This window comes from Curtobacterium sp. MCLR17_031 (assembly GCF_003234775.2).
Lineage (GTDB): Bacteria > Actinomycetota > Actinomycetes > Actinomycetales > Microbacteriaceae > Curtobacterium > Curtobacterium flaccumfaciens.
The window spans coordinates 2348693-2371880 of the sequence record NZ_CP126270.1 but is presented as its reverse complement, the minus strand read 5'-3'; the positions used below and the strand labels follow the sequence as shown (position 1 = coordinate 2371880).

The 23188-nt window shown below is 71.1% G+C and carries 22 protein-coding genes; 16 read left to right on the top strand and 6 right to left on the bottom strand.

Annotated features, from left to right (window positions below):
* The first annotated feature begins 95 nt into the window (after nucleotides 1–95).
* From leuC to DEI96_RS11200, 6 genes are all read left to right on the top strand, one after another.
* Complete coding sequence (gene leuC, locus DEI96_RS11225) at nucleotides 96–1553, top strand: 3-isopropylmalate dehydratase large subunit (RefSeq protein ID WP_071405674.1); 1458 nt, start codon at nucleotides 96–98, stop codon at nucleotides 1551–1553.
* Nucleotides 1553–2149 (top strand): 3-isopropylmalate dehydratase small subunit, encoded by a 597-nt coding sequence (gene leuD, locus DEI96_RS11220; RefSeq protein WP_111023957.1) that lies wholly within the window; start codon nucleotides 1553–1555, stop codon nucleotides 2147–2149. Before leuC ends, leuD begins: the two co-directional genes overlap by 1 nt.
* Entirely contained in the window at nucleotides 2149–3516 is a 1368-nt protein-coding gene (gene murA / locus DEI96_RS11215; RefSeq protein ID WP_111023958.1) for a UDP-N-acetylglucosamine 1-carboxyvinyltransferase, read from the top strand. The genes leuD and murA overlap by 1 nt, the downstream gene beginning before the upstream one ends.
* A gap of 5 nt (nucleotides 3517–3521) precedes the next feature.
* On the top strand, nucleotides 3522–4346 hold the full coding sequence (locus DEI96_RS11210; RefSeq protein WP_111023959.1) for a lysophospholipid acyltransferase family protein: 825 nt from the start codon (nucleotides 3522–3524) through the stop codon (nucleotides 4344–4346).
* Between the two features lie 79 nt (nucleotides 4347–4425).
* Nucleotides 4426–5439 (top strand): NAD(P)H-dependent glycerol-3-phosphate dehydrogenase, encoded by a 1014-nt coding sequence (locus DEI96_RS11205; protein WP_031259730.1) that lies wholly within the window; start codon nucleotides 4426–4428, stop codon nucleotides 5437–5439.
* A gap of 59 nt (nucleotides 5440–5498) precedes the next feature.
* Nucleotides 5499–6581 (top strand): D-alanine--D-alanine ligase family protein, encoded by a 1083-nt coding sequence (locus DEI96_RS11200; protein WP_111023960.1) that lies wholly within the window; start codon nucleotides 5499–5501, stop codon nucleotides 6579–6581.
* Nucleotides 6582–6587: 6 nt separating this feature from the next.
* On the opposite strand, the gene DEI96_RS11195 is transcribed toward DEI96_RS11200, so the two are convergent.
* Complete coding sequence (locus DEI96_RS11195) at nucleotides 6588–7073, bottom strand: DUF3515 family protein (protein WP_111023961.1); 486 nt, start codon at nucleotides 7071–7073, stop codon at nucleotides 6588–6590.
* Between the two features lie 24 nt (nucleotides 7074–7097).
* Here DEI96_RS11195 and thiL point away from each other — a divergent pair, with 24 nt between their 5' ends.
* On the top strand, nucleotides 7098–8093 hold the full coding sequence (gene thiL, locus DEI96_RS11190) for a thiamine-phosphate kinase (RefSeq protein WP_111023962.1): 996 nt from the start codon (nucleotides 7098–7100) through the stop codon (nucleotides 8091–8093).
* An 18-nt stretch (nucleotides 8094–8111) separates the two neighbouring features.
* Here the strand turns inward: thiL and DEI96_RS11185 are convergent, their stop codons facing one another.
* Nucleotides 8112–8672 (bottom strand): RsmD family RNA methyltransferase, encoded by a 561-nt coding sequence (locus tag DEI96_RS11185; protein ID WP_111023963.1) that lies wholly within the window; start codon nucleotides 8670–8672, stop codon nucleotides 8112–8114.
* A gap of 97 nt (nucleotides 8673–8769) precedes the next feature.
* On the opposite strand from DEI96_RS11185, the gene DEI96_RS11180 reads away from it, so the two are divergent.
* The 7 genes from DEI96_RS11180 to DEI96_RS11150 all read left to right on the top strand — a co-directional run bounded on the left by DEI96_RS11180 (nucleotide 8770) and on the right by DEI96_RS11150 (nucleotide 17966).
* On the top strand, nucleotides 8770–10998 hold the full coding sequence (locus DEI96_RS11180; RefSeq protein ID WP_244993152.1) for an ATP-dependent DNA helicase RecG: 2229 nt from the start codon (nucleotides 8770–8772) through the stop codon (nucleotides 10996–10998).
* A gap of 38 nt (nucleotides 10999–11036) precedes the next feature.
* Nucleotides 11037–11522, top strand: coding sequence for a pantetheine-phosphate adenylyltransferase (coaD, locus tag DEI96_RS11175; protein WP_110863963.1), 486 nt, complete (start codon nucleotides 11037–11039; stop codon nucleotides 11520–11522).
* 128 nt (nucleotides 11523–11650) lie between these two features.
* Nucleotides 11651–12223: a YceD family protein gene (locus DEI96_RS11170; protein WP_071405664.1), complete on the top strand. Its 573-nt coding sequence runs from the start codon at nucleotides 11651–11653 to the stop codon at nucleotides 12221–12223.
* Nucleotides 12224–12278: 55 nt separating this feature from the next.
* Complete coding sequence (gene rpmF, locus DEI96_RS11165) at nucleotides 12279–12482, top strand: 50S ribosomal protein L32 (RefSeq protein ID WP_017888273.1); 204 nt, start codon at nucleotides 12279–12281, stop codon at nucleotides 12480–12482.
* 13 nt (nucleotides 12483–12495) lie between these two features.
* Nucleotides 12496–13221, top strand: coding sequence for a ribonuclease III (gene rnc, locus DEI96_RS11160; RefSeq protein ID WP_173034235.1), 726 nt, complete (start codon nucleotides 12496–12498; stop codon nucleotides 13219–13221).
* Nucleotides 13222–13225: 4 nt separating this feature from the next.
* Entirely contained in the window at nucleotides 13226–14197 is a 972-nt protein-coding gene (gene mutM / locus DEI96_RS11155) for a bifunctional DNA-formamidopyrimidine glycosylase/DNA-(apurinic or apyrimidinic site) lyase (protein WP_111023964.1), read from the top strand.
* Nucleotides 14198–14228: 31 nt separating this feature from the next.
* Nucleotides 14229–17966, top strand: a complete 3738-nt coding sequence (locus tag DEI96_RS11150; RefSeq protein ID WP_111023965.1) for an AAA family ATPase — start codon at nucleotides 14229–14231, stop codon at nucleotides 17964–17966.
* A 215-nt stretch (nucleotides 17967–18181) separates the two neighbouring features.
* Here DEI96_RS11150 and DEI96_RS11145 read toward each other — a convergent pair whose 3' ends face one another.
* The gene (locus DEI96_RS11145) at nucleotides 18182–18340 is read right to left on the bottom strand and encodes a hypothetical protein (protein ID WP_171907827.1); all 159 of its coding nucleotides are present in this window, start codon (nucleotides 18338–18340) and stop codon (nucleotides 18182–18184) included.
* 83 nt (nucleotides 18341–18423) lie between these two features.
* Entirely contained in the window at nucleotides 18424–19293 is an 870-nt protein-coding gene (ftsY, locus tag DEI96_RS11140) for a signal recognition particle-docking protein FtsY (RefSeq protein ID WP_017888268.1), read from the bottom strand.
* 217 nt (nucleotides 19294–19510) lie between these two features.
* Between ftsY and DEI96_RS11135 the strand changes: the two genes are divergently transcribed.
* Nucleotides 19511–20536: a TerC family protein gene (locus DEI96_RS11135; protein ID WP_110859106.1), complete on the top strand. Its 1026-nt coding sequence runs from the start codon at nucleotides 19511–19513 to the stop codon at nucleotides 20534–20536.
* Between the two features lie 167 nt (nucleotides 20537–20703).
* Here the strand turns inward: DEI96_RS11135 and lipA are convergent, their stop codons facing one another.
* Together lipA and lipB are read right to left on the bottom strand one after the other, a co-directional pair.
* Nucleotides 20704–21687: a lipoyl synthase gene (gene lipA / locus DEI96_RS11130; protein WP_111023966.1), complete on the bottom strand. Its 984-nt coding sequence runs from the start codon at nucleotides 21685–21687 to the stop codon at nucleotides 20704–20706.
* Nucleotides 21684–22415 (bottom strand): lipoyl(octanoyl) transferase LipB, encoded by a 732-nt coding sequence (gene lipB / locus DEI96_RS11125; protein WP_111024007.1) that lies wholly within the window; start codon nucleotides 22413–22415, stop codon nucleotides 21684–21686. The genes lipA and lipB overlap by 4 nt, the downstream gene beginning before the upstream one ends.
* Before the next feature lie 84 nt (nucleotides 22416–22499).
* On the opposite strand from lipB, the gene DEI96_RS11120 reads away from it, so the two are divergent.
* A complete protein-coding gene (locus DEI96_RS11120) occupies nucleotides 22500–23150 on the top strand; it encodes a VOC family protein (RefSeq protein WP_111023967.1) in 651 nt (216 codons plus the stop codon).
* Nucleotides 23151–23188 lie beyond the last annotated feature (38 nt).

The window sequence follows — 23188 nt, the reverse complement described above, 5'->3', positions numbered from 1 at the left end:
GCGGGCGGGGTGCCGCGCGTTGGTATACCAATGGTAGAGTCGCCTGATCGCGCCGCGGTCGCGGCGCAACGACGAGGACGAGGAGGGCTGAGCTCATGGGAAAGACGCTCGCCGAGAAGGTGTGGGACGACCACGTCGTGGTCAAGGGCGAGGACGGCAACCCCGACCTCCTCTACATCGACCTCCACCTCGTGCACGAGGTGACGAGTCCGCAGGCGTTCGACGGCCTGCGGCAGGCCGGGCGACCGGTGCGTCGCCTCGACCTGACGATCGCGACCGAGGACCACAACACCCCGACGCTCGCCATCGACCGCCCCATCGCGGACCCGACGAGCCGGATCCAGATCGAGACCCTCCGTCGCAACTGTGAGGAGTTCGGCGTCCGGCTGCACTCCCTGGGGGACAAGGAGCAGGGCATCGTCCACGTGGTCGGCCCGCAGCTCGGCCTGACCATGCCCGGCATCACCGTGGTCTGCGGCGACTCGCACACCAGCACCCACGGGGCCTTCGGTGCGATGGCGTTCGGCATCGGCACGTCCGAGGTCGAGCACGTCCTGGCGACGCAGACCCTGCCGCTCAAGCCCTTCAAGACGATGGCGATCACGGTCGAGGGCACGCTGCGCCCGGGGGTGACGGCGAAGGACATCATCCTGGCCGTCATCGCGAAGATCGGCACCGGCGGCGGGCAGGGCTACGTGCTCGAGTACCGCGGCTCCGCCATCCGTGCGCTCTCGATGGAGGGCCGCATGACGATCTGCAACATGTCGATCGAGGCCGGCGCCCGCGCCGGCATGGTCGCCCCCGACCAGACCACCTACGACTACGTGCAGGGCCGCGACCACGCGCCCACCGGCCAGGACTGGGACGACGCCGTCGCGTACTGGGAGACCCTCGCCACCGACGACGACGCCGTGTTCGACGCCGAGGTGTTCATCGACGCGGACGAGCTCGAGCCCTTCGTCACCTGGGGCACGAACCCCGGCCAGGGCGTCTCGCTGTCCGAGAGCGTGCCGGACCCGGCCGCCTACAGCGACCCCAACGACCAGGCCGCCGCACGCCGCGCCCTGGAGTACATGGACATCACCGCCGGTACCCCGATGAAGGACATCGCCGTCGACGCGGTCTTCATGGGGTCCTGCACGAACTCACGCATCGAGGACCTGCGGGCCTTCGCGTCGATCATCAAGGGCCGCACCAAGGCCGACGGCGTCCGGGTGATGGTCGTACCCGGCTCCGCCCGCGTCCGGCTCGAGGCCGAGGCCGAGGGGCTCGACAAGGTCTTCACCGAGTTCGGCGCCGAGTGGCGGTTCGCCGGCTGCTCGATGTGCCTCGGGATGAACCCGGACCAGCTGGCACCAGGGGAGCGCTGCGCGAGCACCTCGAACCGCAACTTCGAGGGCCGCCAGGGCAAGGGCGGCCGCACGCACCTGGTGTCGCCGCTCGTCGCCGCGGCCACCGCGGTGCGCGGCACGCTGTCGAGCCCGTGGGACCTGGAGACCGACGACGAGATCGCGGCGGCGACGTCCGCCACCGCCACCGAGGGGACCTTCTGATGGACAAGATCACCACCGTCACCGGCATCGCGGCCCCGCTCAAGCGGTCGAACGTCGACACCGACCAGATCATCCCCGCGGTCTACCTGAAGCGCGTCACGAAGACCGGCTTCGAGGACGCCCTGTTCTCCGGGTGGCGCCAGGACCCGGACTTCGTGCTGAACCAGGAGCGCTACCAGGGTGCCCGCGTCCTGATCGCCGGCCCCGACTTCGGCACCGGGTCGTCCCGCGAGCACGCCGTCTGGGCGCTCCGTGACTTCGGCTTCTCGGTCGTGATCTCGCCCCGGTTCGCGGACATCTTCCGGGGCAACGCCGGCAAGCAGGGCCTGGTCACCGCGATCGTGACCGAACCGGAGGTCGAGCGCCTGTGGGCCGCCATCGAGGCGAACCCGGGCATCGAGGCGACGGTCGACCTCGTGACGCAGCGCGTGTCGCTGGGGGATGTGGACGTCCCCTTCGAGATCGACGCTTACACTCGTTGGCGGTTGATGGAAGGGCTCGACGACATCGGGCTCACCCTCCGTGACGAGACCTCGATCACGGAGTTCGAATCCCGCCGCTCCAGTTGGCGGCCGAAGACATTGCCGGTGAAGTAGTGAACTCTCTCGTACAGGACGCAGCGGCCGCAGGGGCGCGCGTGGGCCTCAAGTCGGACGAGATCGTCATCCGCGGGGGCAAGCCGCTCGTGGGACGCATCGAGGTCCGTGGGGCGAAGAACCTCGCGACCAAGGCCATGGTGGCGTCGCTGCTCGGTGACACCCCGTCGATCCTCCGTGACGTGCCGGACATCTCCGACGTCAAGGTGGTCCGCGGGCTGCTCGAGGTGCACGGCGTGCGCATCACCGATCCTGCACGAGGCGAACTCATCCTCGACCCGTCGCGGGTCGAGTCGGCGCACTTCGCCGAGATCGACGCGCACGCCGGCTCGAGCCGCATCCCGATCCTGTTCTGCGGTCCGCTGCTGCACAAGCTCGGCGAGGCGTTCATCCCCGACCTCGGCGGCTGCCGCATCGGCGACCGCCCGATCGACTTCCACCTCGACGCCCTCCGCGCCATGGGTGCGGTCGTGGACAAGCAGGTCAACGGCATCCACCTGACGGCCCCGGACGGCCTGAAGGGCGCCTCGATCGAGCTGCCGTACCCGAGCGTCGGCGCCACCGAGCAGGTCCTGCTCTCCGCGACCCTCGCCAAGGGCGTCACGGAGCTGCGGAACGCCGCGATCGAGCCCGAGATCATGGACCTCATCGCGATCCTGCAGAAGATGGGCGCCATCGTCTCGGTCGAGCCGAACCGCGTCATCTTCATCGAGGGCGTCGAGTCGCTCCGCGGCTACACGCACCGCGCGATCAACGACCGCAACGAGGCCGCGAGCTGGGCTTCCGCCGCGCTCGCCACCAACGGCGACATCTTCGTCGAGGGCGCGAACCAGCAGGAGCTCATGACGTTCCTCAACGTCTTCCGCAAGGTCGGCGGCGGGTTCGACATCCAGGAGGACGGCATCCGGTTCTACCGTGAGCTGGACACCCTGAAGCCCGTCGTCATCGAGACCGACGTGCACCCCGGCTTCATGACGGACTGGCAGCAGCCGCTCATCGTCGCGCTGACCCAGGCCGACGGCCAGAGCATCGTGCACGAGACCGTCTACGAGAACCGCTTCGGCTTCACCGACGCGCTGAACGAGATGGGTGCCGACATCGTCGTGCACAAGGAGGGGCTGCCCGGCCACGACCGCCGTGTCGCCCGCCGCCCGTTCGAGCAGGCCGCCGTCATCACCGGTCCGACGAAGCTGCACGCCGCCAACGTGCGCGTCCCCGACCTGCGCGGCGGGTTCAGCCACCTCATCGCGGCGCTGACCGCCGACGGCGAGTCGCACATCACCAACGTCGGCATCATCAGCCGCGGCTACGAGCACTTCATCCCGAAGCTGCGCAAGCTCGGCGCCGACTTCGACTTCGCTGGGTAGGCACAGTGCCGGTAGAAGGAAATGGCGACGATCTGGAGGCCCGTGGCGGCTCCGACGCGCAGGTCGCGACCGGCCTCCCCGTCCGTGGGCGCCGGTGGCGCCGCGGCGAGCTGAACACGGCGTTCCGGATCGTCGCCTCGATCGTCATCCCGACGTTCCGGTTCTCGGCGCGCTACCACTGGCACGGCCCGAACCGCCTGCCGGCGGAGGGCGCGTTCGTGCTCGCGCCGAACCACTTCACGAACATCGACCCCCTGGTCGTCGGCACCGCCGTGTACATCTCGAAGCGGGCGCCGCGCTTCCTCGCGAAGGCGTCGCTCTTCAAGGTCCCCGTGGTCGGCAAGCTCATGTCCGGCATGGGGCAGATCCCGGTCGAACGCTCCGGCCGGACGCGCCTGAGCGACCCGCTCGGTGGCGGCCGGTCCCTGGTCGAGCAGGGTGGGGCGATCATCGTCTACCCCGAGGGCACGCTCACCCGCGACCCCGACCTGTGGCCGATGCGCGGCAAGACGGGCGCGGTGCGGATCGCGCTCGAGAACGACGTGCCGCTCATCCCGATGGCCCACTGGGGCACGCAGAACATCATGGCCAGGTACGGCAAGAAGCTCCGGCTGTTCCCGCCGTCCCGCGTCGACGTCATCATCGGTGACCCGGTCGACCTTTCGGCGTACCGCGGTCGGCAGATCGACCAGCAGATGCTCGGCGAGGCCACCGAACTCGTCATGCGCGAGATCACCGCGCTGCTCGAGGTGCTCCGTGGCGAACGGGCACCCGCGACCCGCTGGGACCCGGCGGCGAACAACCAGAAGGAGACCGGCCGGTTTGAGTGACCTCCGACCCCACGACGACCGACCCGACCCCGCCGCTGCGGCTCCGGGGGCCTTCGACACCGCCGCGATCCGGGTGGTCATGCAGTCCACCGACAAGCCCCGGGTGGCCGTGATCGGTGCCGGCAGCTGGGGCACCACGTTCGCGAAGGTGCTGGCCGAGGGCGGTGCCTCCACCGTGGTGTGGGCACGACGCCCCGAGGTCGCCCGCGAGATCACCGAGACCAAGCGCAACTCGGACTACCTGCCCGGCATCAACCTGCCCCGCACCCTGACCGCCTCGACGTCGCTCGAGCGCGTGCTCGACGGCGCCTCGCAGGTGTACGTCTCGGTGCCCTCGCAGACCCTGCGCTCCAACCTCGCCGCGATCCGCGAGCTGCTGCCCGCCGACGTGCCGGTCGTCAGCCTCATGAAGGGCGTCGAGAAGAGCACGGGTCTGCGGATGAGCGAGGTCCTGCTGCAGGGCCTCGGCATCGACCAGGACCGCATCGCCGTGGCCAGCGGCCCGAACCTGGCGCTCGAGATCGCCCGTCGGCAGCCGACCGCCGCCGTGGTGTCGTCGTCCTCGCTGGAGACGGCCACCGACGTCGCCGCCGTCGCGACGAACCCGTACTTCCGGTCGTTCATCAACACCGACGTCATCGGCACCGAGTTCGGCGGTGTGCTGAAGAACCTCATCGCCGTCGCGATCGGCATCGTCGACGGGGTCGGGTACGGCGAGAACACCAAGGCCTCGATCATCACGCGCGGCCTCGCCGAGATGACCGACTTCGCGGTGTCGCTCGGCGCGCAGTCGTCCACGCTGTCCGGGCTCGCGGGCCTCGGCGACCTCATCGCCACGTGCCAGTCACCGCTGTCGCGGAACAACACCGCCGGGCGGTTGCTCGGCCAGGGCTACCGGTTCGACGAGGTCGTCCGCCAGATGAACCAGACGGCGGAGGGGCTGGCCTCGGTCGCCCCGATCCTCGAGCTGGCCGCGGCGAACGGCGTCGACATGCCCATCGTCAGCCAGGTCGGCGAGGTCCTCGCCGGTAGGCTCGATCCGCGCAACATCGCGCCGCACCTCACCGAGACCGACGAGCCGCAGGGCGAGTGACCGGTCCCGCACCGAGTCACGAAGGGACTCCCGTGCCCACGATCCCCGAGGGAACCCCCATGCCCAGGACCACCGTCGCCGTGCTCTTCGGCGGTCGCTCGAGCGAGCACGAGATCAGCTGCGTGACCGCCGGCGGCATCATGGACGTCGTCGACCGGGCCGAGTACGACCTCGTGCCGATCGGGATCACCCAGGACGGTGCCTTCACGCTGCAGTCGGACGACCCGGCGCAGTGGACCATCCGCGACGGTGCGCTGCCGACCGTGCCCGACAACGGCACGCGGATCGCGTTCCCGACTTCGCCGGCCACCAACGAACTCGTCGTGTCCCACCCCGACGGCACGGTCACCGCGATCCCGGTCGACGTGGTGTTCCCGATCCTGCACGGCCCCTTCGGCGAGGACGGCACGATCCAGGGCCTGCTCGAGATCGCCGGGCTGCCCTACGTCGGCGACGGCGTGCTCGCGAGCGCCCTGGCGATGGACAAGCACGTCGCCAAGGCCGTGCTCGAGCACGCCGGGCTCCGGGTCGCCCCGTGGACCACGGTGCTCCGTCGGCAGTGGGCGGCCGACCCGGTGGACATCGCCGAGACGATCGCCGCCCACGGCTGGCCGCTGTTCGTCAAGCCAGCCCGCGCCGGGTCGAGCATGGGTGTCTCGCGCGTCGACGAGCCGTCGCAGCTGGGTGCTGCCATGGACCTGGCGTTCGAGCACGACTCCAAGGTGATCGTCGAGCCCCGTGTGGTCGGCCGCGAGGTCGAGGTCGCCGTGCTCGAGGGTCGTGACGGTGTACCGCGCACGAGCCTGCCGGGCGAGATCGTGGTGGCCGAGGACGGCTTCTACGACTTCGCCTCGAAGTACCTGGGCGGCGACGAGTCCCTGCTCTGCCCGGCACCGCTGACCGACGAGCAGACCGACGAGATCCGCTCCATCGGTGCCCGCGCGTTCGAGGCCATCGGTGGTTCGGGGCTCGCTCGTGTCGACTGCTTCCTGACCGACGACGGCTTCGTCGTGAACGAGGTCAACACGATGCCGGGCTTCACGCCGCTGTCGATGTACCCGCGCTGCTGGGCGGCGTCGGGGGTGTCCTACGGTGAGCTGATCACGGAGCTCATCGAGCTGGGTCGCGCCGCCGTCCGCTGACGGGTGTCAGCCCTGCACGTCGGCGGGGTCGAGGCACTCGTGTCCGTCCTTCGGCAGTGACGACACGGCGTCGGACAGCTCCTGCACGACCGATGACGTGGTCTTCGTCGAGTCGACCACGACCTGCACCGCCGGTGACCGACCGAACGTCGTGTAGACGACCTGGTCGCCGCGGTCGTCGCGGATCCAGTCGACGCCGCCCTGCGAGAAGCACGGCAGGTCGGACACGGTGGGGACGGCGACACCGCAGTGGTAGATCGCCACCTCGGGGTCGCCCCAGGCAGCGGTCGCCTGCGCGTTCGTGTTCCGCAGGTCGAACTTCGAGTCCACGGTCGCGGGCAGTCGGACCTGCACGGCCGCGCACGCCGCTGCGTTCGCCGACGGGGCGGCCGACATCGACACGGCGTTCGTGCACCCGGTCAGCCCGGCGGCGAGGGTGATCACGGCCCCCACGATCGCGAGGGTGCGAGGGGTGCGGCGCGCGGTGTCCATCGCCGTCCAGGCTACCGTTCTCGTGTGGATGCGACGGACGACGCCTGGGCCGGACCGACGGTGGGGGAGCTCGGCGAACTCGTCGTCCTCGACCGGATCACGAGCCGTCTGCCCGCGGGGACGCCGATCCTCGGCCCCGGTGACGACTGCGCGGTCGTGGCCGCTCCGGACGGCCGGTTCGTCGTCACGACGGACATGATGGTGCACGGTCCGGACTTCCGGTGGGCGTGGTCGTCGCCGGCGGACATCGGCTGGAAGGCGGCCGCCACGAACCTCTCCGACGTCGCCGCGATGGGTGCCGTGCCGAGCGGCCTCGTGATCGCCCTCGCCGCACCGCAGGACACCCCCGTGGCCGTCCTCGAAGGCATCGCCGACGGCTTCCGGCTCGCCGTCGACGCACTCGCGCCGGGGTGCGGGGTCGTCGGGGGAGACCTGTCCACCTCGGCGACGTTCACCGTGGCCGTCACCGCCTTCGGTGACCTGCTCGGCCGCGCGCCTGTGCTGCGGTCGGGCGCGGGCGTCGGTGACGTGCTCGCGGTGTCCGGCGAGCTCGGACGTGCCGCCCGTGGGCTGTCCCGGCTGTTCCGCGACGGCGTCGACGGCCGGGGCGAGCCGGACCGCACCGCGACGGTCGTGAGCGGCGCGGATGTCGACGCCGACGTCGGACGCCAGCGCCGCCCGGTGCCCCCGATCGCTGACGGGCCGCTCGCGGCCGGGGCCGGGGCCACCGCGATGCTCGACCTGTCCGACGGCCTGGCGATCGACGCCGGTCGGCTCGCCCGTGCCAGCCGGGTGACGCTCGAACTCGATGCCGCCACCGACCTCGACGAGGTCGCGCTGCACGGTGGCGAAGACCACGGACTGCTCGCCACGTTCCCGGCAGGCACGGCTCTGCCCGGGGGTTTCCGGCGCATCGGTGTCGTCCGGGAGCGTGCTGAGGCGGACCTGCTGCGTGCCGGGTCGCCGGTGCCGACGACCGGCTGGGACCCCTACGCGGACTGGGACGGCGCCGCCGGCTGACCGGGCTGACCGGCTGCCTCAGTCGGCGGCGACGGCCTCCCACGCGACGGTCTCGCCGTAGCTGCGCTTGCTGAACGGCGCGAGCCCCGCCGGCCAGGTGGGCTCGGGGGAGCGCTTGCTCCGCTCCACCACGACGACGGCATCCGGCGTCAGCTTCGGCGACAGGGCCTCGAGCACCTCGGCGAGCTCGTGCTCGGTGACGTCGTAGGGCGGGTCGATGAACACCAGGTCGAAGGTGCGGACGGTCCCGCGCAGGTACCCGAGCACCGGCTGCGGCTGCACATCGATCCGGACGCCCGGCACCCGCTGCTGCACGGCCTTCGCGTTCGCCCGGCAGGCCTGCGCGGCGGCGGACGCCCGGTCGACCAGGACCACCTCGGCCGCACCGCGGGACGCCGCCTCGAGCCCGAGCGCGCCCGTCCCCGCGTACAGGTCGGCCACCGACGTGGCCTCGACGAGCCCCCGTGCCTCGAGCGACGAGAACAGCGCCTCGCGCACGCGGTCGCTCGTCGGGCGGGTGCCGGACTTCGGCACCCGGAGCGTCAGGGAGCCGGCGGCGCCGGCGATGATGCGGGTCATGCAGCCACCGTATCGGCCCGACGCGTCCGGTCCGGCGTTCTCCACAAGCCGCTCAGGAGGCGCGGGTGGGGTCGGTCGTGCCCGGTACCGTTGGAACGTGGTCACCTCCGGAACCCCCGCTGCGCCGGCCGCGCCCGACCTCGGTCCGGCGCCGCTCGACGCGCGGCTCGCGAACGTGCTCGGCGGTCGGACGGCGACCGCGATCGAGAAGGCCTTCGGCTACCGCACGGTGGGGGAGTTCCTCGAGCACGCGCCCCGCCGCTACGCCGAGCGTGGTGCCCTGACGGCCCTCGACTCGCTCGCGATCGGCGAACCCGTCACCATCGTGGCCGAGGTGGTCGACGTCCGTGAACGCACCATGCGCGCGCGCCGCGGCTCGATCCTCGAAGCGAAGATCGGCGACGGCAAGGGCCTGCTCACCCTGACGTTCTTCAACCAGGGGTGGCGCACGAAGGACCTCGTCCCCGGCGCCCGGGGGATCTTCTCCGGCAAGGTCAGCGACTACCGGGGTGCCCGGCAGCTCGCCCACCCGGACTACGAGCTGTTCGACCCCGACGACCCCCGCGCCACGGCGGAGCCCGGTTCCGACGAAGCGATCCGGTGGTCGCGCCAGCCGATCCCGATCTACCCGGCGACGGCCTCGCTCACGTCCTGGCAGATCGCGAAGTCCATCGGGATCGTCCTCGACACCCTGCCGGACCTGCCCGACCCGGTGCCGGCGTCCGCGCGGTCCCGGCTCGATCTCGTGCCGTTCCGCCGTGCCCTCGAGCTGCTGCACCGTCCCGAGAAGGTCGCGGACTTCAAGCGCGCGCAGGATGCCCTGCGCTACCGCGAGGCGTTCGTGCTGCAGACCGCCCTGGTGCAGCGCCGGATCGCGGCCCGTCGCACCGCGGCCACCCCGCGCGTGGCCGCCCCCGGTGGCATCCTCGAGCGCTTCGACGCCACCCTGCCCTTCACGTTGACGGACGACCAGCGGGCCGTCGGGGCCGACATCGACCAGGACCTCGCCCGCACCTGGCCCATGCACCGGCTGATCCAGGGCGAGGTCGGTTCGGGCAAGACCCTCGTGGCGATCCGGGCGATGCTCACGGTGGCCGAGTCCGGCGGCCAGTCCGCGCTCATCGCCCCGACCGAGGTGCTGGCGGCCCAGCACCTGCGCTCCATCGTGAAGTTCCTCGGGCCGGACCTGGCCGCCGAGCTCCGACCGGTGATCCTGACCGGGTCGCAGTCCACCGACGAACGTCGAAGGGCCCTGCTCGCGGCGGTGTCGGGCAGCTCACGGCTGGTCGTCGGCACCCACGCGCTCCTGGGCGACCGGGTGGACTTCGCCGAGCTGGGGCTCGTGGTGGTCGACGAACAGCACCGCTTCGGCGTCGAGCAGCGCGAGGCCCTCCGCACCAAGGGCACGACCCCGCCGCACGTGCTCGTGCTCACCGCGACGCCGATCCCGCGCACCGTCGCGATGACGGTGTTCGGCGACCTCGACGTCTCGACCATCACGGGCATGCCGTCGGGGCGCGCCGGCGTCGAGACCTTCACGGTCCCGCTGGCGGAGCACCCCGGGTGGGAACCCCGGATCTGGTCCCGCATGGCCGAGGAACTCGCCAAGGGCCGCCAGGCGTTCGTCGTCTGCCCGGCCATCGACGACGCGCACACCGAGGACGACGGCGAGCCGGAGCCGGCCGAGGGCGAGGACGACGCCCCCAAGCGCGCCCCGGCGACCGTGCTCGCCACCGCCGAGCGGATGCGCACCATGCCCGTGCTCGAAGGGCGCTCGATCGCGGTCCTGCACGGCCGGATGACCGCCGACGAGAAGGACCGCGTGATGACGTCCTTCGCCGCCGGCGACCTCGACGTGGTCGTGGCGACCACCGTGATCGAGGTCGGCGTCGACGTCCCGAACGCGGCGATGATGGCCGTCCTCGACGCCGACCGGTTCGGCGTCTCGCAGCTCCACCAGCTCCGCGGCCGCATCGGTCGTGGGCAGTGGGCCGGTGTCTGCCTGCTCGTCACCTCGGCCGAGCTCGAGACCACCTCGCGCGAGCGCGTCGACGCCGTGGCCGCCTCGGACGACGGGTTCGAGCTCGCCCGGGTCGACCTCGAACTCCGACGTGAAGGCGACGTCCTGGGCGAACGGCAGTCCGGTGGGCGGTCCTCGCTCAACCTGCTCCGGGTGGTCGAGCACGCCGACCTCATCGTCGACGCGCGGGAAGAAGCGGAGCGCGTGCTCGAACCCGATCCCGAGCTCGAGGGGTCCCCGGCCCTCCGCGACGCCCTCGCCCGGCGCCTCGACGAGTCCGACGCGGCGTTCCTCGGCAAGAACTGACCCCGGGGCACAGCGTCGCGGGCGGTATCGTCGCTGCCATGGCGCAGATCGCGGTGGTCCCCGGTTCCTTCGACCCCGTCACCCTCGGGCACCTCGACGTCATCGGCCGCGCGGCCGGGCTCTTCGACGAGGTGCACGTCCTCGTGGTGCACAACCCCGACAAGAAGCCGGCGATGTTCGAGGCGGTCGACCGGGTCCGGCTCATCAAGGACTCGCTGGTCGAGGTCGGCGCGCCGGAGACGGTCACGGTCGGCGAGTGGACGTCCGGGCTGCTGGTCGACTACTGCCGGCAGGTCGGGGCGAAGGTCCTGGTGAAGGGCGTGCGGTCCGGCGAGGACGTCGCGTACGAGACTCCGATGGCCATCATGAACCGCCACCTGGCCGACGTCGAGACGGTGTTCCTGCTGCCCGAGGCGTCGCGGGCGCACGTGTCGAGCTCGTTGATCCGCCAGGTGTCGTCCCTCGGCGGTGACGTCACGCCCTACGTGCCGAAGACGGTCGCCGACGCGCTCGCGGCCCGCTGAGCACGCCCGCTGAGAACACCCGCCAGCCTGCCCAGCACGCGCACCGCGCCCACCGCGTCCGGACACGCCTGTCGCCACCTCGACTCTCGGCCCCGATCGCGCTAGGCTTGTCGATCGTGTCTTCCCCCGTGAACAGCCCCTACGCCCTGCGCGTGCGCGACCTCGCGCACCGGCCGGGTGAGATGCGCGAGCACTCGCTCGACATCGAGGTGCCCGACGCGATGGGGGCCGGTCTGATCGGCGTCCGACAGGGCGCCGAACTGCACATCGACGTCAAACTCGAAGGCCTGCACGAGGGCGTCCTCGTGTCCGGACACGCTTCGGCCGACGCCACGGGGGAGTGCTCGCGCTGCCTCATCGACATCAGCGAACCGATCGAGGTCGATTTCGCCGAGCTGTTCGCGTATGATGCCTCGGAGGATTTCGACTTCTTCGTTCGCGATGACCACGTGGACACCGAACAGGTCGTTCGAGATGCGGTGGTGCTGTCGCTGCCGTTCCAGCCGGTCTGCCGACCGGACTGCCCAGGACTCGACCCGGTGACGGGTGAGCGTCTGGCCGACCTCGGCGAGCAGCCCGCTCGTCAGGTGCTGGATCCCCGCTGGGCAGCGCTCAGCGCGATCGAGCTCGACGACAGCACCGACGGTGACACCACCGCACCGAAGACCACCGAGGGCGAGGAGCGGGCCGAGACCGAGTAGGTCCCGACACCGCCAGCCCCCGTACCGACCACCGACCAACCGAAAGAGATTCACCATGGCCGTTCCCAAGCGCAAGCAGTCCCGTGCGAACACGCACGCCCGTCGTTCGCAGTGGAAGGCCACGCCGATCCAGCTCGTGAAGACGATCGAGAACGGTCAGGTCACCTACAGCCTCCCGCACCGCGCGAAGGTCGTCGAGGACTCGGCCGGCACGCCCCTGTACATGGAGTACAAGGGCCGCAAGGTCGCCGACGTCTGATCGGACCGAACGCATGACGACAACGTCCGGCGCTGCGGGGTCTCGCCCCGCGGGGCCGGACGTCGTTCGTCTGCAGGGCATCCTCGGGGCCGACATCGACCTCGAGTTGCTCCAGCTCGCCCTGACGCACCGCTCCTACGCCTACGAGCACGGGGGCATCAAGCACAACGAGCGCCTCGAGTTCCTCGGGGACTCGATCCTCGGCCAGGCCGTGACCGTGAAGCTCTACCGGTCGTTCCCCGACCTCGACGAGGGTGACCTCGCCAAGCGACGGGCGAGCCTGGTGTCGACCGTGGCGCTGGCCGAGATCGCCCGGATGATCGGGCTCGGCCGCTACCTGCGCCTCGGCAAGGGCGAGGAACAGACCGGCGGGCGCGACAAGTCGTCGATCCTGGCCGACACCGTCGAAGCCGTCATCGGCGCGACGTACCTGTCGGCCGGTCCCGACCCGGCCACCGAGCTCGTGCTCCGCCTGGTCGAACCCCTCATGATCGACCCGGACCGCTTCGGCGCCGCGATGGACCCGAAGACGAGCCTGCAGGAGCTCGCCTCGAGCCGTTCGCTCGGCAACCCGGCGTACCGCGTCACCGAGACCGGCCCTGACCACGACAAGACCTTCATGGCGACGGTCGTCCTGCAGGGCGAGGACATCGCCACCGGCACCGGGTCGAGCAAGAAGGCCGCCGAGATGGCCGCCGCGCTCGACGCCTGGACCCGGCTGTCCGGTCGAGCGGCCTGACCGCGTGCCCGAACTCCCCGAGGTCGAGGTCGTCCGCGCCGGCCTCGAACCCGCCGTCAGCGGCGCGCGGGTCCTGCACGTCGACGTGGTCGACGACCGTGCCCTCACCCGGCACGACGGCCCCGCCGAGGACTTCGCTGACCGACTGATCGGTCGCACGATCGCCGCCGCCGTCCGCCGGGGCAAGTTCCTCTGGATGCCGCTGCAGCCCGAGCACGACGGGGACCGCCCCGAGGCACTCGTCGCCCACCTCGGCATGAGCGGGCAGATCCTGCTCGGCCGTGGTCGACCGGCGGCCAAGCACCGGCGGATCCTCATCGACGTGCAGCCCGCGGGCACGGACCGCTCGGGTGCGGCGGAGCCCCCGGTGGAACTCGAGTTCGTCGACCAGCGCACGTTCGGCTCGATGGCGATCGACGCGATGGTGCCGACGATCGACGGTGCTCCCGCCGGGTTCGGTGGGCAGGTCGACGCGATCGAACCCGACGCCGTGTGGCGCCGGTGGGTGCCCGGGCAGGTGTCGCACATCGCCCGTGACCCGCTCGACCCCGCGTTCGACGACGACCGGTTCACCGCGATGGCCCGGAAGCGTTCGAGCGGCATCAAGCGGGTGCTGCTCGACCAGGGCGTCGTGAGCGGCATCGGCAACATCTACGCCGACGAGTCGCTCTGGGCCGCGAAGCTGCACTACGACCGCGCCGCCGACCGCCTCACCCGTGCCGACCTGCGACGACTGCTCGACGAGGTCCGCGCCATCCTGCGCCGGGCGCTCGAGGACGGCGGCACGAGCTTCGACGCCCAGTACGTCAACGTCAACGGGCAGTCCGGGTACTTCTCGCAGCGCCTGAACGTCTACGGGCAGCAGGGGAAGCCGTGCCCACGCTGCGGCACGACGATCGTGCGCGAGGCCTTCATGAACCGGTCGAGCCACATCTGCCCCGTGTGCCAACCCCGTCCCCGCGCCCGCACGCGTTAGCCTGACGCCAACCAGAGCATCCGGAGACCGCATGTACTTGAAGAGCCTGACCATCAAGGGGTTCAAGTCCTTCGCGCAGCCGACGACGTTCGCGTTCGAGCCGGGCGTGACGTGCATCGTCGGCCCGAACGGCTCCGGCAAGTCGAACGTGGTGGACGCCCTGGCCTGGGTGATGGGGGAGCAGGGTGCGAAGACCCTGCGCGGCGGCAAGATGGAGGACGTCATCTTCGCCGGCACCTCGACCCGCGGTCCGCTCGGTCGGGCCCAGGTGCTGCTGACCATCGACAACAGCGACGGTCTGCTGCCGATCGAGTACTCCGAGGTGACGATCGCGCGCACGCTGTTCCGCAACGGTGGCAGCGAGTACGCCATCAACGGCGAGAACTGCCGGCTGCTCGACGTGCAGGAGCTGCTGAGCGACACCGGCCTCGGCCGTGAGATGCACGTCATCGTCGGGCAGGGGCAGCTCGACAAGGTGCTGCACGCCACCCCCGAGGACCGCCGCGGCTTCATCGAGGAGGCGGCGGGGATCCTGAAGCACCGTCGCCGCAAGGAGAAGACCCTCCGCAAGCTCGACGCGATGCAGACGAACCTGACCCGCCTGTCCGACCTGGCCGGTGAGATCCGGCGGCAGCTGAAGCCCCTCGGGCGCCAGGCCGAGGTCGCGCGCAAGGCCCAGTCGGTCGCCGCGGTCTTCCGCGACGCCAAGGCCCGCATCCTGGCCGACGACGTGGTGCGCCTGCGCCGCGAGCTGCACGACCATCAGGAGGTCGAGGCGGGCCGCAAGTCCGAGCGCATCGTCCTGACCGAGCGGCTCGACCAGACCCGGGTGCGCCAGCAGCACGTCGAGCAGAGCATGGTCGGCGACGACGTCGACCGCGCCCGCACCGTGGTGCACCGGCTCGAGAGCGTGCAGGAGCGCCTCCGCGGCCTGTCGAGCCTGGCGAACCAGCGCCTGATGTTCCTCGCGCAGCAGGCCGACGCCCCGCAGCAGGGCCCCACCGTCACCCAGGAGCAGGTCGCCGGGGTCCGTGCCGAGGCCGACCGTCTCGCCGCCCGCGCCGACGAGATGCAGGGCGGCTCGGCGACGACCGCCCGCGCGGTGCAGGACGCACGCGCCGCGCTGGACGCCCTGGACGAACGCATCGCCGTCCAGGCTGCCCGGGTCTCGCAGCACGACCTCGAGGCGCAGCGGCTCGCCAGCGCCGTCGACGTCGCCCGGTCGAAGCGCGGTTCCGCCGTCGCCGACCGCGAGCGGCGGGAGCGGGCACTGGCCGAGGCCGGGGAGCGTGCCGAGCGTGCCGCGGCGGCCCTCGCCGAACTCGGTGTCGACCCGTCCGAGGGTGTCGACGAGACCGCGCTCGCGCAGACCCTGGAGCAGGCGCGTGCCGAGCTCGAACGGGCCCAGACCACGCGCGACGAGCAGCGCGACCGCCTCCACACCCTCGAACGCGAGCGGGACGCCCTCGACGCCCGGGTCACCGCGCTCGGCATGTCGATCGAGGTCCGCGACGGTTCGCAGGCACTGATCGACGCCGGTCGCGCGGGCATCGTCGGTCGCCTGGCCGACAGCCTGACGGTGTCGCCGGGGTTCGAGGCCGCGATCGCCACCGCGCTCGAGGGACTCGCCGACGCCGTCCTCGCCGACGACCGGGGTGCGGCGCTCGACGCCGTCGACCACGCCCGCGCTGCTGACCTCGGCCGGATCGACGTCGTCGTCGCGGATGCCGCGTCCGTCACCACCGCCCTGCCCGAGACCCTGCCGACCGGCGTCCGCCGTGCCACCGACCTGGTGCAGGGACCGCCGGCGCTCGCGTCGATCCTGCGCGACATGCTGGTCGCGGAGACCGACGACCTCGACCTGGAGGCGGTGCTCACCGCCGCCCCGCACGCCACGGTGGTCACGCGGTCCGGCGACCTCGTCCGTGCGGTCCGCGTGACCGGCGGCGGGGAGCGCGTGACCTCGCGCATCGAGCTCGTCGCGGAGCGCGACGACGCCGTGACCCGCCGCGACGCGATCGCGACCGACGCCGAGGACGCGGCCACGGGCCTCCAGGCCGCACGCAGTGCCGTCGAGGACGCACGCCGCCGTGCGGACGAGGCCGACGCAGCATCCCGCGCGTACACGCGGGCGAAGGCCGAGTACGACCGCACGAGCGCGTCGTCGCGGGCGAAGGCGGAGAACGCCGCGGCCGAGGTCGAGCGGCTGCGTGCCGCGCTGGCCGAGACCGACGGCGCCGTCGAGACCGCCGAGGCGGTGCTGGCCGAAGCCGAGTCGGCGCACCGGGCCTTCACCGAGCAGGAGCGTCCCGTGGTCGACGCCTCCGAGCGTCCCGCGCTGCAGGACGCGCTCGAGGCCGCACGTGCCGCCGAGGTCGAGCAGCGGATCCAGGTCGAGACCGTGCGCGAGCGTGTGCGCGCCGAACGGAACCGCGCCGACCAGCTCGAACGCCAGCTCGAGGCGGAGCGCGCCGCTGCCGAGGAGGCCGCGCGGCTCGCCGTCATCCGACGCGGCCAGATCCGGACCGCGGAAGCCGTGCTCGCCGACCTGCCCGGGGTGCTCGGTGCGGTCGACCGTTCGCTGGCCGAGGCCCGGGTGCAGCTGGCGACGGAAGAAGCCGAGCGGTCGAAGCGCAACACCGAGCTGCAGACGATCCGCAACGAGGAGCGCGAGCTCCGCGACCGCCTGCAGACCATCACCGACGGCGTGCACTCGCTCGAGATGGAGATCTACGAGAAGAAGCTGCACGTGTCCGGCGTCCTCGACCGGGCGCAGAGCGAGCTCGGGCTGACCGAGGCCGTGCTGGTGGCCGAGTACGGGCCGCACGTGCCGGTGCCGGTCGACGTGCTCGTGGACCCGCGGGTGCGCGCGCGGAAGCACCGCGAGGCGGAGCGCGCAGCGGCGGCCGCCGCGGCCGAGGCCGCGGGTGCGACCGAACCGGAGGCACCGGAGGAAGCAACTGCAGAAGCGAGTCCCGACGCCGACGACCTGACCCTCGTGGACGCCGAGTCCACGCTGCCCGGCGGCCCCGCCCTGCCCGAGTTCGACACCACCGACGAGGTCGACCCCGCCGACGTCGAGACCGTGCCCTACGTCCGTGCCGAGCAGGAGCGCCGACTCAAGGCCGCCGAGCGCGACCTCGGACAGCTCGGCAAGGTGAACCCGCTCGCGCTCGAGGAGTTCCAGGCGCTCGAGCAGCGGCACGCGTTCCTCGCCGAGCAGCTCGAGGACCTGCAGAAGACCCGGACGGACCTGCTGACGATCATCGACGAGCTCGACACGAAGATGCAGACGATCTTCGAGTCCGCTTTCAACGACACGAAGGAAGCGTTCGACGTCATCTTCCCGATCCTGTTCCCGGGCGGCTCGGGGTCCATCAACCTGACCGACCCGACCGACCTGCTCGGCACCGGGATCGACGTGCAGGTGAAGCCCGCCGGCAAGAAGATCGACCGCCTGACCCTGCTGTCCGGCGGCGAGCGGTCCCTGGCGGCGGTGGCGCTCCTCGTCGCGATCTTCACCGCTCGGCCGTCGCCGTTCTACATCATGGACGAGGTCGAGGCGGCGCTCGACGACGCCAACCTCGGCCGCCTGCTGACCGTGTTCGAGCGGCTCCGCGAGTCGTCGCAGCTCATCGTCATCACGCACCAGAAGCGGACGATGGAGATCGCCGACGCCCTGTACGGGGTGTCGATGCGGCAGGACGGCGTCTCCGCCGTCGTCGGCCAGCGGGTGCAGAAGCGCGAGCCGGCCGACGCGGTCGCGTAGCCGCCCGAGCTTCGCACCCCGTTTCGCGAAAGCGACAGATCTCCGCCGACAGTTCGCGGCGATCTGTCGCTTTCGCGAGGATCGCCTCGGGCCGGTACCGAGATCTGTCGCTTTCGGAGAGCCGTGCGCGTCACCACGGACAGACGGGAGGCGCGGTGCCAGCTGGCACCGCGCCTCCCGTTCTGTCAGGTGCGTCCGGACAGGACGCCGGGTCGCTACGCGCGACCGCGGATCGTCCGGAGCAGCCAGCCGATGACCGCCAGCAGGATGAGCACGATGCCCACCCAGAGCAGGAACTTCAGCGCACCGACGAAGATGCCGCTGAAGAGCAGGACGAGGCCGACGATGATCGCGATGATCAGCAGTGCGGGCATGAGGGTCTCCTATCCCTGGAACGAGACCGAGCAGATGCCCGGACCGTCAGGGACGCTACTCCTCGGCGTGCCGATGCGTTCGCTCAGCCGACGAGGTTCTGCACGAACACGTGCGGCGTGAAGCCGGTCAGGTCATTGATGCCCTCGCCCTGCCCGATGAGCTTGATCGGGATGCCGGTCTTCTCCTGCACGCTGAGCACGAAGCCGGCCTTGGCCGAGCCGTCGAGCTTCGTGATGACGAGCCCGGTCACGCCCGCTCCCTCGATGAAGGCCTGGGCCTGGGCGAGGCCGTTCTGGCCGGTCGTCGCGTCGAGGACGAGCAGGACCTCGCTGATCTCGGTCTGCTTCTCGACCACGCGCTTGATCTTGGTGAGCTCGTCCATCAGGCCGGCCTTGGTGTGCAGCCGCCCGGCGGTGTCGATGACGACGATCTCGGTCTGGTCCCGGATCGCCTTCTCGACGGTCTGGTACGCCACCGACGCGGGGTCCTGCCCGGGCTGCGACGGACGGACGACGTCGACACCGGCGCGCTGGGCCCAGGTGGCGACCTGCTCGACCGCCGCGGCGCGGAACGTGTCCGCCGCGCCGACGAGGACGGTGCGGTCGTAGGTCTTCAGGAACTTGGCGAACTTGCCGATCGTCGTGGTCTTGCCGACGCCGTTCACCCCGACGACGAGCACCACGGCGGGCCGCGCGCTGAGCTTCAGGGTGGTGTCGAGCTTGGAGAGCCGTTCCTCGAGGACCTCGCGGAGCATGCGCTGCAGGTCGGCGGGGTCGGTCGTGCCGTACCGGTCGACGCGGGCGTGCAGGTCCTCGATGATCTCCTCGGAGATGTCGGGCCCGAAGTCGGCGCCGATGAGGGCGGTCTCCAGGTCCTCCCACGTGGTCTCGTCGATCGTCTTGCGCTGGAAGAGGCCGCGCAGCCGTGTGGACAGTGACCAAGAACTCGCCATGCTCCCAGCTTAGAGCGCGGCACATGTCCGCTGTGCCCGGTATGCTCGGGATCACGAAGGGGAGTATTCCCTCTCGGTGACCCCGTCAGTACGGTCCGGAACGATCCGGCCCCGGGGCGCCGGTCGTGCGGCACCGGTTCCGGTGCGGGGCGACGGAAGAGACCTTCAGGCCTCGGCGTACCCGCACAGCAGCGGCGCGCCCTACCTGAAGGAAACCGTGGACGTCCCACTCTTCGTCTGGCTCATCACGATCGCCGGCATCCTCGCGCTGCTGGTGTTCGACTTCTACTCGCACGTGCGTACGCCGCACGTGCCCCACATCCGCGAATCCGCGTTCTGGTCGGCCTTCTACATCGGGCTGGCGATCCTGTTCGGCATCGGGATCCTGGTGTTCGGCGGCGGACAGGCCGGTGGCGAGTACTTCGCCGGCTGGCTGACCGAGAAGGCGTTGTCGGTCGACAACCTCTTCGTCTTCCTCATCATCATGTCGAGCTTCGCCGTGCCGAAGGAGTTCCAGCAGAAGGTCCTGCTGGTCGGCGTCGCGATCGCGCTCGTCGCCCGCGGCGTCTTCATCGCCCTCGGCGTCACGATCATCGAGAACTTCTCGTGGGTCTTCTACCTCTTCGGTGCGCTGCTGTTCTGGCTCGCCTGGTCACAGGCCCGCAGCGGCAACGACCACGGCAGCGAGGGCGAATCCCGGCTCATCCGGATCCTCAAGCGCATCATCCCGACCTCGGACCACTACGACGGCGACCGCCTGACCACCCGCGTCGACGGCAAGCGGCTGTTCACCCCGATGCTGCTCGTCATGGTCGCCATCGGCCTGACCGACGTGCTGTTCGCGCTCGACTCGATCCCCGCGATCTTCGGGCTGACGCAGGACGCCTTCATCGTGTTCACGGCGAACGCGTTCTCGCTGCTCGGTCTCCGGCAGCTGTACTTCCTGATCGCCGGCCTGCTCGAGCGCCTCATCTACCTGGGCCAGGGCCTGGCCGTCATCCTGGCGTTCATCGGCGTGAAGCTCGTCTTCCACGCCATGCACGTCAACGAGCTGCCCTTCATCAACGGTGGCGAGCACATCGAGTGGGCGCCGGAGATCCCGATCTGGTTCTCGCTGGGCTTCATCGCGCTGACGATCGCGGTCGCCACGACCGCGTCGCTGGTGGTCTCGAAGCGCCGCCAGGAGCGCGGGCTCACCCCGACCGGCCAGCCGAAGGAGTCGGTCGAGGCCGACGCGAAGTAGCCGTCACCACCTGACGGACAGGAGGCGCGGTGCCAGCTGGCACCGCGCCTCCCGTCTGTCCGGAGCGTCGTCCGCACGCACGGGATTTCGGCCTCAGCGACAGTTCACGTGCTCGGCAGCCCGTGAACTGTCGCTCAGCGCGAAACGCCGGCCGCGCCGCGCGCGCGTCAGACGGCCTGGCGACCAGGGGTCGCGTCGAGCAGGTGGGCCAGGTGCTCGGGAACCGAGCCGCCGCGGGCCACCGTCGCCCGCGCCCAGAGCCGGCCCGCCCGGTACGACGACCGGACCAGCGGTCCGGCGAGCACCCCGGCGAAGCCCATCTGCTCGGCGACCTGGCGGAGCTCGACGAATTCCTCCGGCTTGACCCAGCGCGCGACCGGCAGGTGCCGGGGCGACGGGCGGAGGTACTGCGTCAGCGTGATGATGTCCGTGCCCGCGTCGTAGAGGCGCTGCAGGGCGTCCTCGATCTCGATGCGCTCCTCGCCCATGCCGAGGATCAGGTTCGACTTCGTGACGAGTCCGGCGTCGCGGCCCTGGGTGATGACGTCCAGGGAGCGTTCGAACGTGAACGCCGGCCGGATCCGCTTGAAGATCCGCGGGACGGTCTCGACGTTGTGAGCGAAGACCTCGGGGCGGGCGTCGAACACCGGGCCCAGCTGGTCCGGTCGTCCGTTGAAGTCCGGCACCAGGATCTCGACGCCGGTGCCGGGGGAGTGTTCGTGGATCGCCCGGATGGTCTCGGCGTAGAGCCAGGAGCCGCCGTCGGGCAGGTCGTCGCGGGCGACGCCGGTCACGGTCGCGTACCGCAGGCCCATCTCGGCCACGGAGTCCGCGACCCGGCGGGGCTCGTCGCGGTCGAGGGGTTCGGGCTTGCCGGTGTCGATCTGGCAGAAGTCGCAGCGACGGGTGCACTGCGAGCCGCCGATCAGGAAGGTGGCCTCGCGGTCCTCCCAGCACTCGAAGATGTTCGGGCAGCCGGCCTCCTGGCAGACGGTGTGCAGCTGCTTGTCGCGCACCAGGCTCGACAGCTCGCGGAACTCCGGACCCTGGGTGGCACGGGTCTTGATCCACGCGGGCTTCGTCTCGATCGGGGTCTCGGCGTTCCGGGCCTCGACCCGGAGCATGCGGCGGCCTTCGGGGGCGAGGGTCATACGAGGGTCTCCTGTCGGGCGGGCGCGGTGCTGGTGCTCGTGCTGGTGCTGGGGGTCGTCGTGCTGATCCGGTGGCCGCTGTGCATGCCGTCGACGGCCTGTTGGGCGCCGTGCGCTACCAGGGGTGCGAGGTCGTCGACGGTCACGGGAGCGAGCCCCACGTGCGCCGCCGCGGCGCTCAGCGTCGTGACCCCGGCGTCCGCGATGCCGCACGGGACGATCGCGGCGTAGGCGTCGAGGGCGTTGTCGCAGTTGATCGCGATGCCGTGGCTCGTCACGCCCTCGGCGACGTGCAGGCCGATCGCGCCGACCTTGGCGGCGGGGGACCCGTCCGTCCCCTGAACCCATGCGCCGCTGCGACCCGCGACCCGTTCGGCGTGCACTCCGACGGCAGCCGCGGCGTCGATAACGACCTGCTCCAGGTCGCGCACCCAGGCGACGACGTCGAGGGGTTCGGCGAGCCGGACGATCGGGTAGGCGACCAGTTGCCCCGGGCCGTGCCAGGTGATGCGGCCACCGCGGTCGGTGTCGACCACCGGGGCACCGTTCGTCGGCAGGTCGGACGGTTCGGTGCGGCGTCCGGCGGTGTACACGGACGGGTGCTCGCAGAGGACGAGGGCCCCGGGGGAGCGGCCGGCGACGACGTCGGCGTGCAGGTCCCGCTGCAGGGCGAGGCCGTCCGCGTAGGTCAGCGGGCCGTGGTGGCGCACGATCTCGAGTTCCGGCATGCCGCGAGCGTACGACAGTTTCTGGACGGCGTCCAACAACCTTGTGCTTGACCTCAACAAAGGTTGAGATGGTCCGATGTGGACATGGACATCCGACAGGTACAGCTCGCCACCCGATCGCTCGCCGACACCGCCCGCTTCTACGAACGACTGGGGTGTCCGGTGGAGGCCGTCGACGCCACGGTGCGCGTCGTGGTGGGGTCGACGCTCCTCGTGTTCCGCGAACTGCCGGAGATGACCGGAGCCCTGCACCTGGCGATCACGATCCCCACGGGGGCCTTCGACGCGGCCAAGGCCTGGATCGCCGGGCTGACGACGGTGCTCGGTACGGATGACCAGGACGAGTTCGAGGGGCCGCCGAACTGGAACTCGCGGTCGGTCTACTTCGAGGGGCCCGACCAGCAGCTCCTCGAGCTCATCGAGCGGCGGGACCTGCCCGTAGACGTGGGCGAGAACACGGCCGTCCCGCTCGTCTCCGTCAGTGAGGTCGGCGTCCCCGTCCCCGACGTCCTCGGCGCCGTCGAGGCCCTGCGACGCGCCGGTCTCGATCCGTACGCCAACCCGCCGGGGGAGTCCTTCGCGGCGGTCGGCGACGTGGACGGTCTCGTGATCCTGGTGTCGCCCGACCGACGCTGGTTCCCGACCGGTGACCGGAGCCCGTCGAGCGCGCCGGTGGTCATCGACGTGGGGCTCGGGGTGCCGCTCGAACTGACCGAGGGTGTCCTCCTGCGGTGAACGGGCCGGTGCCGTCGGCGGGAGCCTTGTAGAATCGA